The following is a 13056-nucleotide window of genomic DNA, read 5'->3' as shown; positions in this document are numbered from 1 at the left end:
CTGTGTACATCCGGCTGCCGACTGCCGTGCGCCCCTCGTGCCCCGAGCACCTGGCCCGGCCCCGGCCCGACTTCACCAGACACTGGCAGGAACATTCCATGACGGACGCCTTCGAACTCCCGCTCACGCTGGTCCAGGCCCTGGCGCAACGCGCTGCGGCCACCCCGGACCGGATCGCCTTGCGCTTTCTTGCCGACGATCCCCGCGAACAGGCGGTGCTCAGCTACCGTGAACTGGACCTGCGTGCCCGGACCATCGCCGCAGCCCTGCAGAGCCGTGCTTCGTTCGGCGACCGCGCGATCCTGCTGTTCCCCAGCGGCCCGGACTACGTGGCCGCGTTCTTCGGCTGCCTGTATGCCGGCGTCATCGCGGTGCCGGCCTACCCACCGGAGTCCTCGCGCCAGCACCATCAGGAGCGGCTGCTGTCGATCATCGACGACGCCCAGCCGCGACTGTTGCTGACGGTAGAAGCGCTTCATGACGGTTTGCAGGGTCTCGATGCCCTGGCGACGGACGACGCTCCCGGCCTGCTGGCGGTGGACCGCCTGGACCCTGCGCTGGCCAACGCGTGGCGCCAGCCGGCGTTGAGTGGCGAGCACATCGCGTTCCTGCAATACACCTCCGGCTCCACCGCGCTGCCCAAGGGCGTGCAGGTCAGCCATGGCAACCTGGTAGCCAACGAGCAGTTGATCCGCCAGGGCTTCGGCATCGACCTCAACCCTGACGACGTGATCGTCAGCTGGTTGCCGCTCTACCACGACATGGGCCTGATCGGCGGCTTGCTGCAGCCGATCTTCAGTGGCGTGCCCTGCGTGCTGATGTCGCCGGGCTATTTCCTCGCCCGGCCGGTGCGCTGGCTGCAGGCGATCAGCGACTATCGCGGCACCATCAGCGGCGGCCCGGATTTCGCCTACCGCCTGTGCAGCGAGCGGGTCAGCGAAGCGGCCCTGGCCGGGCTCGACCTGAGTCACTGGCGCGTGGCCTATTCCGGCTCCGAACCGATACGCCAGGACAGCCTCGACACCTTCGCCGACAAGTTCGCCGCCAGTGGTTTCCAGGCAAGCAGTTTCTTCGCCAGCTACGGCCTGGCCGAGGCGACCCTGTTCGTCAGCGGCAGCCGCCGCGGGCAGGGCATCGGTGCGCTGGAACTGGACGCCCAGGCCTTTGCCGCAAACCGTGCCGAACCAGGCGAGGGCAGTGTGCTGATGAGCTGCGGCTATCCGCAGCCGGGCCATGCGGTGCGCATTGTCGAACCGCAGCAACTGAGCCAACTGGGCGACAACCTGGTCGGCGAGATCTGGGCCGGTGGCCCGAGCATTGCGCTGGGCTACTGGCGCAACCCCGAGGCCACCGCACGTACCTTCGTCGAGATGGACGGCCAGACCTGGCTGCGTACCGGCGATCTGGGCTTCATGCGCGATGGCGAGGTATTCGTGACCGGGCGCCTGAAGGACATGCTGATCGTGCGTGGCCAGAACCTCTATCCCCAGGACCTGGAAAAGACCCTCGAACGCGAAGTCGATGTGCTGCGCAAAGGCCGCGTGGCAGTGTTCGCCGTGGACGACCAGGGCGAGGAAGGGATCGGCGTGGCGGTGGAAGTCAGCCGCAACGTGCAGAAGGCCATGGCACCCGAAGCCTTGATCAAGACCCTGCGCCAGGTGATCGCCGACGCCTGCCGCCAGGCGCCGGCCGTGGTCCTGCTGCTCAACCCGGGCGCGCTGCCCAAGACCTCCAGCGGCAAGCTGCAACGCTCGGCCTGCCGCCTGCGCATGAACGACGGTAGCCTGGACTGCTACGCACGCTTCCCGACCGCCCAGGCGGCGGTCTCGCAAGACCTCGGCGCCGATGCCCTGCAAGCGCGCATTGGCGCCGTATGGCGCGAGCTGCTCAAGGTGGAGGCGGTCGCAGCCGATGACCACTTCCTGCTGCTGGGCGGCAACTCCATCGCCGCCACCCAGGTCACGGCGCGCCTGTCCGATGAGCTGGGCGTCGCGCTCGGCCTGCGCACCCTGTTCGAAGCGCCGGTGCTGGCCGACTACAGCGCGGCGGTGGCTGCGCTGCTGGAAGCGGGCGGGCAGGGCACTGGTGCGATCGAGGCCCTGGACCGTGCCAAGGCGCTGCCCCAGTCGTTGGCGCAGAACCGCCTGTGGTTGCTCTGGCAACTCGAGCCGCAGTCTGCGGCGTACAACATTCCGGCGGGCCTGCACCTGCGTGGCGAACTCGACGAGGCGGCGCTGCAGGCCAGCTTCCAGGCCCTGGTCGCGCGCCACGAATCCTTGCGCACGCACTTCAGTGAGGTGGATGGCCAGGCGCTGCAGCATGTGCTGGCGCACGCCGACCTTGCCTTGCGGCGTGTCGATCTCGAAGGGCTGGACGCCAACGAGATCGCCAATCGTCGCGAGCATGAGGCCCGTCAACCGTTCGACTTGCGCCAGGGCCCGCTGCTGCGCGTGACCCTGGCACGCCTGGACGATGAAGAGCACCAGCTGTGGGTGACCCTGCACCATATCGTCGCCGACGGTTGGTCGCTGAATATCCTGCTCGATGAATTCGCCCGGCTCTATGCGGCCCACTGCCAGGGCCAGCAGCCCAGCCTTGCGCCTCTGGCGCTGGGCTACGCGGACTACGGCACCTGGCAGCGCCAGTGGCTCGCCGACGGCGAGGCGACGCGGCAGCTGGAGTACTGGAAGGCGCAACTGGGCGATGAAGTGCCCGTGCTCGACCTGTGCACCGATCACCCGCGCTCGGCCCTGCACGAGCAACGTGCCGCGCGCCTGAACCTGAAAGTGCCGACCAGGCTCGGCGAGGCGCTCAAGGAGCTGGCCCGCGACCAGCAGGCCAGCCTGTTCATGGTCCTGCTGGCCGGCTGGCAAGCCGTGCTGCAGCGCTACAGCGGGCAGTCCGACATCCGCGTCGGCGTGCCCAACGCCAACCGCCCGCGCCTGGAGACCCAGGCAATGGTCGGCTTCTTCATCAACACCCAGGTGCTGCGCGCCGAGTTCGACGGCCGCACGCCGTTCGACCAGTTGTTGGCCCAGGTACGCGAGCGCACGCTCGGCGCCCAGGCGCATCAGGACCTGCCGTTCGAACAACTGCTCGAGGCCATGCCGCAGGGCCGTGAGCAAGGCCTGTTCCAGGTCATGTTCAACCACCAGCAGCGCGACCTCTCGGCCCTGCGTCGCCTGCCCGGCCTGCTCGCCGAAGAGTTGCCGTGGCACAGCCGCGAGGCCAAGGTCGATCTGCAGCTGCACAGTGAGGAAGATCATCAGGGTCGCCTGACCCTGGCCTTCGACTACGCCGCCGAGCTGTTCGAGGCCAGCACTGTCACGCGTCTGGCCCAGCATCTGCTGGCCCTGTTCGAACAAGTCTGCGCCCAGCCGCAACTGGCGGTGGGCGAGGTGCAACTGCTCGATGCGCAAGGTCGCGAGCAATTGCTCGCCTGGGGCCAGGCACCTGCCACGCCCGCCAGCACCTGGTTGGTCGAGCAGCTCAACGAACAGGCACGCCTGACCCCTGAGCGTATCGCTCTAGTCTGGGACGGTGGCCAGCTCGACTACGCCAGCCTGCACCAGCAGGCCAACCGCCTGGCCCACTATCTGCGCGACAAGGGCGTTGGCCCGGACAGCTGCGTGGCCATTGCCGTGGAGCGCTCGCCGCAATTGCTGGTCGGCCTGCTGGCCATTCTCAAGGCCGGTGGCGCCTATGTCCCGCTCGATGTCGACTACCCGGCCGAACGCCTGGCCTACATGCTCGCCGATTGCGGCGCAGGCCTGCTGCTGAGCCAGAGCAACCTGCTCGAACGCCTGCCGCAGGTCGCCGGGGTCAGCACCATCGCCCTCGACCAGCTGCACCTGGACACCTGGCCCAGCCAGGCCCCGGGCCTGCACCTGGAAGGCGAGCACCTGGCATATGTGATCTACACCTCCGGCTCCACCGGCCAGCCCAAGGGCGTTGGCAACACCCACGCCGCCCTGGCCGAACGCCTGCAGTGGATGCAGGCGGCCTATGCGCTGAACGACAGCGACGTGCTGATGCAGAAGGCACCGATCAGCTTCGACGTGTCGGTGTGGGAGTGCTTCTGGCCGCTGGTCACCGGCTGCCGCCTGGTGCTCGCCGGCCCCGGTGAGCACCGTGACCCGCAACGCATCGCCGAGCTGGTGCAGCAACACGGCGTGACCACGCTGCACTTCGTGCCGCCGCTGTTGCAGGTATTCGTCCAGGAGCCGCTGGCCGCAGGTTGCACCAGCCTGCGTCGGCTGTTCTCCGGCGGCGAGGCGCTGCCGGCCAGCCTGCGTGACCGCGCCCTGGCGCTGTTGCCCCAGGTGCAACTGCACAACCGCTATGGCCCGACCGAAACCGCGATCAACGTCACCCACTGGCACAGCCAGGTCGAGGATGGCGAGCGTTCGCCTATCGGCCGCCCACTGGGCAATGTGCTGTGCCAGGTGCTGGATGACGAATTCGAACTGTGCCCGCCGGGCGTGCCGGGTGAGCTGTGCCTGGGTGGCGCAGGCCTGGCCCGTGGCTACCTAGGCCGTGCGGGGCTGACCGCCGAGCGTTTCGTGCCGCAGCCCGACGGCGACGGTCAGCGCCTGTACCGCAGTGGCGACCGTGCGCGCTGGCTGGTGCGCAGCGGTGCCCTGGAATACCTCGGGCGCCTCGACCAGCAGGTCAAGGTGCGGGGCTTCCGGGTCGAGCCGGAAGAGGTCCAGGCAGTGCTGCTGGCCCAGCCCGGTGTCGAACAGGCGCTGGTGCTGATCCACAAGGATGCCGTGGGTGCGCAGTTGGTCGGCTACTACAGCGGCGTCGAGCGCAGCGCCGAATTGCTCGCCACGCTCGCCGCGCAACTGCCGGCGTACATGGTGCCGGCGCAGCTGGTGCACCTGGCGCAGATGCCTCTGGGGCCGAGCGGCAAGGTCGATCGCAAGGCCTTGCCGGCGCCGGTGTGGCAGCAGCGCGAACACATCGAGCCGCAGACCGGGCTGCAGCAGCAGGTGGCGGCGATCTGGCGCGAAGTGCTGAATCTGCCCAAGGTCGGCCTGCAGGATGACTTCTTCGCCCTCGGTGGCCACTCGTTGCTGGCGACCCAGATCGTCTCGCGCAGCCGCCAGGCCTGTGACGTCGAACTGCCGCTCAAGGCATTGTTCGAAGCCAGCGAGCTGGGCGCCTTCTGCGCCGAGATCGCGCGGATCCGCGACAGCGGCGGGCGCAACCTGCAAGGTGCGATCGCCCGCGTCGATCGCCGTCAGGCCGTACCGCTGTCGTACTCGCAGCAGCGCATGTGGTTCCTCTGGCAGATGGAGCCGGACAGCCCGGCGTACAACGTCGGCGGCATGGCGCGCTTGAGTGGCGCGCTGCATGTGGACGCCTTCGAGCGCGCCCTGCAGGCGTTGATCGTGCGCCACGAGACCCTGCGCACCACCTTCCCCAGCATCGATGGCAAGCCTTACCAGTGCGTCGCCGACGACAGCGGCCTGCACCTGGACTGGCGGGACTTCAGCGCGCTGCCGGCCGACACTCGCCAGCAGCGCCTGCAGCAACTGGCCGACGAGCAGGCGCACCAGCCGTTCGACCTGGAACGCGGGCCGCTGCTGCGCGCCTGCCTGGTCAAGGCGCAGGACCGTGAGCACTACTTCGTCCTGACCCTGCACCATATCGTCACCGAAGGCTGGGCGATGGACATCTTCGCCCGTGAACTGGGCGAGCTTTACGAAGCGTTCGTCGACGAGCGCGAATCGCCGCTGGCGCCGTTGCCGGTGCAGTACCTGGACTACAGCGTCTGGCAGCGCCAGTGGCTGGAAGCCGGTGAGGGCGCCCGTCAGCTGGGCTACTGGAAGGATCGCCTGGGTGACGAACACCCGGTGCTGGCGCTGCCGGCCGATCGGCCGCGTCCAGCGGTGCAGAGCCACCGCGGCGAGCTGTACCGCTTCGACCTCGACCCGGCGCTGGCCGAGCGCGTGCATGACTTCAACAGCCAGCGCGGGCTGACCCTGTTCATGACCATGACCGCCACCCTGGCGGCGTTGCTGCACCGCTACAGCGGCCAGCGCGACTTGCGCATCGGTGCGCCGGTGGCCAACCGCATCCGCCCGGAAAGCGAGGGGCTGATCGGGGCCTTCCTCAACACCCAGGTGCTGCGCTGCGAGCTGGATGGCCAGATGAGCGCCGCCGCGCTGCTCGAGCAGATGCGCCAGACCGTCATCGACGGCCAGTCGCACCAGGACCTGCCGTTCGACCAGCTGGTCGAAGCCCTGCAGCCGCCGCGCAGCAGCGCCTACAACCCGCTGTTCCAGGTGATGTGCAACGTGCAGCGCTGGGCCTTCCAGCAAAGCCGCACGCTGGCCGGCATGCAGGTGGACTACCTGGTCAACGACGCCAGCGCCACCAAGTTCGACCTGTATCTGGAAGTCACCGACCTCGACGGTCGCCTGGGCTGCTGCCTGACCTACAGCCGCGACCTGTTCGACGAGCCGCGCATCGCACGCATGGCCGAACACCTGCAGCAGTTGCTGGCGGCCATGCTCGAGGATCCGCAGCAACGCCTGTGCGAGCTGCCGATGTTGTCGGACGCCGAGCAGCAGGTGCTGGTCGGCCAGCTCCAGGGTGAGCAGGACTTCGCGCTCGAGCAGACCTTGCACGGGCTGTTCGCCGCCCAGGTCGAGCGCACGCCCCAGGCACTGGCGCTGACCTTCGCCGGCCAGCACCTGAGCTACGCCGAGCTCGACCAGCAGGCCAATCGCCTGGCCCGCGCCCTGCGCGAGCGTGGGGTCGGCCCGCAGGTGCGGGTGGGTCTGGCGCTGGAGCGCTCGCAGGCGCTGGTGGTCGGCCTGCTGGCAATTCTCAAGGCTGGTGGCGCCTACGTGCCGCTCGACCCGGAATACCCGCTCGACCGTCTGCACTACATGATCGAGGACAGCCGCCTGGGCCTGCTGATCGGCCAGCGGGACTTGCTCGCCACCCTCGGCGCGCTGCCGGCCGGTGTCGCCACCTGGAGCCTGGAGGACGATGCTGCGTCGTTGTCAGCCTACAGCGATGCACCGCTGGACAACCTCAACCTGCCGCAGCACCAGGCGTACCTGATCTACACCTCGGGCTCCACCGGCAAGCCCAAGGGTGTGGTGGTCAGCCACGGCGAAATCGCCATGCACTGCCAGGCGGTGATTGCCGACTTCGGCATGCGCAGCGACGACTGCGAGCTGCATTTCTATTCGATCAACTTCGACGCTGCCAGCGAACGCCTGCTCACGCCGCTGCTGTGCGGTGCCCGCGTGGTGCTGCGTGCCCAGGGCCAGTGGGGCGCCGAGGAGATCTGCGACCTGGTGCGCGAGCAGCAGGTGAGCATTCTTGGTTTCACCCCGAGCTATGGCAGCCAGCTGGCGCAGTTCCTCGCCGCACGTGGCGAGCAGTTGCCGGTGCGCCTGGTGATCACCGGTGGCGAAGCGCTGACCGGCGAGCACCTGCAACGCATTCGCCAGGCCTTCGCCCCGCAACAGTTCTTCAATGCCTACGGGCCTACCGAGACGGTGGTCATGCCGTTGGCGTGCCTGGCGCCGCAGACCCTGCCGGCCGACGCAGGCAGCGTGCCGATCGGCCGCATGATCGGCGCCCGTACCGGCTACATCCTCGATGAAGACCTGGCGCTGTTGCCCCAGGGTGGCATCGGTGAGCTGTATGTCGGTGGCGCAGGCCTTGCCCAGGGGTATCACGACCGTCCGGGGCTGTCGGCCGAGCGCTTCGTCGCCGACCCGTTCAGCCATGACGGTGGCCGCCTGTACCGCACCGGCGACCTGGTGCGTCTGCGGGCCGACGGTCTGGTCGAGTACATCGGCCGCGCCGACCAGCAGGTCAAGATCCGTGGTTTCCGGATCGAGCTGGGCGAGATCGAAAGCCGTCTGCAAGAGCATGCCGATGTCGAGGAGGCCGTGGTCCTGGCCCTCGACCTGCCGGGTGGCAAGCAACTGGTCGGCTACCTGGTGTGTGGCCAGGCCAGCGCCGACCGCGAGGCACAGGCGCAACTGCGCGAGGCGGTGAAAGCCCATGCTCGCCAGCACCTGCCGGACTACATGGTGCCGGCGCACCTGGTATTGCTCCAGCGCCTGCCCCTGATGGGCAACGGCAAGCTCGACCGTCGCGCATTGCCGGCACCGGACCTGGAGCAGGCGCGCCAGCATTACCAGGCGCCGACCAATGAGCTGGAAGAGCAGCTGGCGCAGATCTGGCGCGAGGTGCTGAACGTCTCCCGGGTGGGCGTGCAGGACAACTTCTTCGAACTGGGTGGCGACTCGATCCTGTCGATCCAGGTGGTCAGCCGCGCCCGTCAGCTGGGCCTGCAGTTCTCCCCGCGTGACCTGTTCCAGCACCAGACCATCCAGACCCTGGCAGCCGTGGTCACCCGGGGCGATGCGCCGACCCAGGTGGAGCAGGGGACCCGCCAGGGCCGCATCGGCCTGACGCCGATCCAGCACTGGTTCTTCGACAGCGAGGTGCCGCAGCCGCAGCACTGGAACCAGGCCGTTCTGCTCGAGGCGCGCCAGGCGCTGCAGGTCGACCGCCTCGAGGCGGCACTGACGGCGCTGGTGCAGCACCACGACAGCCTGCGCCTGCGCTTCACCCAGGCCGGCGGCCGCTGGCAGGCCGAGTACGACCAGGCCAGCGCCCAACCGTTGCTGTGGAGTGCGACCGTCGCTGATTTCGCCGATTGCCAGGCGCTGTACAGTGACGTCCAGCGCAGCCTCGACCTGCAGCAAGGCCCGCTGCTGCGCGGTTTGCTGCTGACCGATGGTAGCGGCGCGCAGCGTCTGCTGCTGGCGATCCACCACCTGGTGGTCGATGGGGTGTCCTGGCGCGTGCTGCTGGAGGATCTGCAAGCGCTGTACCGTGGCCAGACCCTGGCCGCCAAGACCCATGCCATGGGGGACTGGTCGGCGCGCCTGGCCAACTATGCCGGCAGCGACTCGCTGCGCGACGAGCTGGATTGGTGGGAAGGGCAACTGGGCCGCGTGCGTCGCGAGCTGCCGTGCGATCACCCGCAGGGCGGCAACCTGCACCGCCATGCCCGCACCCTGGCCATCGAGCTCGACACCGAGCAGACCCGCCAACTGCTGCAACAGGCACCGGCGGCCTACCACACCCAGGTCAACGACCTGCTGCTGACCGCGCTGGCACGCACCCTCGGGCGCTGGAGCGGCGACGAGCAGGTGCTGGTGCAACTCGAAGGCCATGGCCGCGAAGGGCTGTTCGAAGACATCGACCTGACCCGCAGCGTCGGCTGGTTCACCAACGCCTACCCACTGAGCCTGAGTCCGGCGGCGGGTGACGACGATGCCGCGCGCAGCGCCTCGATCAAGGCCATCAAGGAGCAACTGCGTCAGGTGCCGCACAAGGGCCTGGGTTATGGCGTGCTGCGCTACCTGGCCGATGCTGCGGGACGCGAGCGCATGGCTGCGCTGCCGCAGGCGCGTATCACCTTCAACTACCTGGGGCAGTTCGACCAGCAGTTCGATGCCGACGCCGTGTTCCAGCCGCTGGACGCCCCGGCGGGCCTGGCCCACGACCTGGATGCGCCGCTGCCGAACTGGCTCAGCGTGGACGGCCAGGTCTATGGCGGTGCCCTGCAACTGCGCTGGACCTTCAGCGGCGAACGTTACGACGAGGCAACCATCGCCGAGCTGGCCGAGTCCTATCGCCAGGAGCTGCTGGCGCTGGTCAGCCACTGCCTGGCCGAGGGCAACGGCAGCTTCACGCCGTCCGACTTCCCGCTGGCCCAGTTGACCCAGGAGCAGATCGACGCGTTGCCGGTGCCGGCCGCCGAGATCGAGGACGTCTACCCGCTGACGCCGATGCAGGAAGGCTTGCTGCTGCACACCCTGCTCGAGCCTGGCACCGGCATCTACTACATGCAGGACCGCTACCGCATCAACAGCGCCCTGGACCCTGAGCGTTTCGCCCAGGCCTGGCAGGCGGTGGTCGCTCGCCACGAGGCCTTGCGCGCCTCGTTCAGCTGGAATGCCGGCGAAGCGATGCTGCAGATCATCCACAAGCCGGGCAAGACCGCCGTGGATTACCAGGACTGGCGTGGCCTTGACGACGCCAGCCAGGAAGCGCGCCTGCAGGCACTGCACAAGCAGGAGCGCGAGGCCGGCTTCGAGCTGCTGCGCGAGGCGCCGTTCCACCTGCGCCTGGTACGCGTGGACGAGGAACGCTACTGGTTCATGATGAGCAACCACCACATCCTCATCGATGCCTGGTGCCGCTCGCTGCTGATGAACGATTTCTTCGAGCTCTATCAGGCGCTCGGCGAAGGCCGTGCGGCGCAGTTGCCGGTACCGCCGCGCTACCGCGACTACATCGGCTGGCTGCAACGCCAGGACCTGGACGAGGCGCGCCAGTGGTGGCAGGCCAACCTGGCCGGGTTCGAGCGCGCCACGGCGATCCCCAGCGACCGTCCGCTGCGCCATGACCATGCCGGTGACGGCATGATCGTCGGCGACTGCCATACCCGTCTCGAGGTGAGCGAAGGCGCGCGTCTGCGTGAGCTGGCCCAGGCGCACCAGCTGACGGTGAACACCTTCGCCCAGGCGGCGTGGGCACTGGTACTGGCCCGCTACAGTGGCGAACGCGACGTGGTATTCGGCGTGACCGTTGCCGGTCGCCCGGTGAGCATGCCGCAGATGCAGCGCACGGTCGGCCTGTTCATCAACAGCATCGCCCTGCGTGTGCAACTGCCGGCTGCCGGCGAGCGCCAGAGCGTGCGCCAGTGGCTGCAGGGCCTGCTCGACTGCAACATGCAGTTGCGCGAGTACGAGTACCTGCCGTTGGTGGCGATCCAGGAATGCAGCGAGCTGCCCAAGGGGCAGGGCCTGTTCGACAGCCTGTTCGTGTTCGAGAACGCGCCGGTGGAAACCGCCGTGCTCGATCATGCCCAGCACCTGAACGCCAGCTCCGACTCGGGCCGTACCCACACCAACTTCCCGCTGACGGCGGTGTGCTACCCGGGCGATGACCTGGGCCTGCACCTGTCGTTCGACCAGCGCTACTTCGACTACCCGACCGTCGAGCGCCTGCTGGCCGAATTCAAGCGCCTGCTGCTGGCGCTGGTCGAAGGCTTCGAGGGCGAGGTGCAGGCACTACCGCTGCTGGGTCTCGACGAGCAGCGCTTCCTGCTCGAAGACTGCAACCGCACCGAGCACGCCTACACCCTGGAACAGAGCTATGTCGAGCTGTTCGAGGCACGTGTGGCCGCGCACCCTGAACGTATCGCTGCCCGTTGCCTGGAAGCGTCCTACGACTACGCCGGGCTGAACCTTGCGGCCAACCGTCTGGGGCATGCGCTGGTCGCTGCCGGTGTGGCCATCGACCAGCCCGTGGCGCTGCTGGCCGAGCGTGGCCTGCCGTTGCTGGGCATGATCGTCGGCAGCTTCAAGGCCGGCGCGGGCTACCTGCCACTGGATCCGGGCCTGCCTGCAGCGCGTCTGCAACGCATCATCGAACTCAGCCGCACGCCGGTGCTGGTGTGCAGCGCGGCCTGTACCGAGCAGGCTCGGCAATTGCTCGACGAACTGGGTGGGGCGATACGGCCCAAGCTGCTGGTGTGGGAAGACATCCAGGCCAGCCAGGTCGCCGGGCACAACCCGGGTATCCACAGTGGCCCGGACAACCTCGCCTATGTGATCTACACCTCCGGTTCCACCGGGCTGCCCAAGGGCGTGATGGTCGAGCAGCGCGGCATGCTCAACAACCAGTTGAGCAAGGTGCCGTACCTGGCGCTGGACGAACACGACGTGATCGCCCAGACCGCCTCGCAGAGCTTCGACATCTCGGTGTGGCAGTTCCTCGCCGCGCCGCTGTTCGGTGCTTGTGTCGAGATCGTGCCGAACACCATCGCCCATGATCCCCAAGGCTTGCTGGCGCATGTCCAGGCCACCGGCATCACCGTGCTGGAAAGCGTGCCGTCGCTGATCCAGGGCATGCTGGCCAGTGACCACCAGGCGTTGGACGGCCTGCGCTGGATGCTGCCGACCGGTGAGGCGATGCCGCCGGAGCTGGCGGCCCAGTGGCTGGAGCGTTATCCACGGATCGGCCTGGTCAACGCCTATGGTCCGGCGGAGTGCTCGGACGACGTGGCGTTCTTCCGGGTCGACGCCGAGTCTACACGCGGCAGCTACCTGCCGATCGGCACGCCGACCGACAACAACCGCCTGTACCTGTATGGCGAAGAGCAGACCCTGGTGCCGCTGGGCGCCGTGGGCGAGCTGTGCGTGGCCGGTACCGGTGTTGGCCGCGGTTATGTCGGCGACCCGGTGCGTACCGCCCTGGCCTTCATCCCGCATCCGCACGGTGCGCCGGGCGAGCGTCTGTATCGCACTGGCGACCTGGCACGCCGACGTGCCGACGGCGTACTCGAATACGTCGGACGCATCGACCATCAGGTGAAGATCCGCGGCTACCGCATCGAGCTCGGCGAAATCGAAGCGCGTCTGCACGAGCAACCGCAGATTCGCGACGCGGTGGTCGGGGTCCAGGAGGGCGCCAACGGCAAGCATCTGGTCGGCTACCTGGTCGCTCATCAGGGTGTGGTGACCGATGCCGGACTGCTGGAGCAGATCAAGCAGCGTCTGCGTGCCGAGCTGCCGGAGTACATGGTGCCGCTGCACTGGGGCTGGTTCGACCAGCTGCCGCACAATGCCAACGGCAAGCTCGACCGCAAGGCGCTGCCGGTCATCGAGATCGGCGGCCAGCACAGCCAGGACTACCTGGCACCACGCAGCGAGCTGGAAGAAACCCTGGCCGGCATCTGGGCCGAGGTGCTCAAGGCGGAGCGGGTCGGGGTGCGCGACAACTTCTTCGAACTGGGCGGGCATTCGCTGCTGGCCACGCAGATCGCCTCGCGGGTGCAGAAGCGCCTGCAACTGAACGTGCCGCTGCGGGCGATGTTCGAGTGCAACACCGTGGAGGAACTGGCGGTGTATGTCGAAGGGTTGCAGGGCAGTGCGCTGGACGAGGAGAAGGTCGATCGGCTGAGCGATCTGATGGCGGAGCTGGAGGGGCTTTGAGCAT

The 13056-nt window shown here is 68.1% G+C and carries 1 protein-coding gene; it reads left to right on the top strand.

Annotation, left to right across the window (positions count from 1 at the left end):
* Positions 1-98: 98 nt before the first annotated feature.
* The gene (locus tag AC1TXO_RS18380; protein WP_486403064.1) at positions 99-13052 is read left to right on the top strand and encodes a non-ribosomal peptide synthetase; all 12954 of its coding nucleotides are present in this window, start codon (positions 99-101) and stop codon (positions 13050-13052) included.
* The last annotated feature ends 4 nt before the right edge of the window (positions 13053-13056 follow it).

This window comes from Pseudomonas sp. FA117, assembly GCF_057370475.1.
Note: the sequence above shows the minus strand (reverse complement) of the source record. Positions and strands in the feature narration are given on the sequence as shown.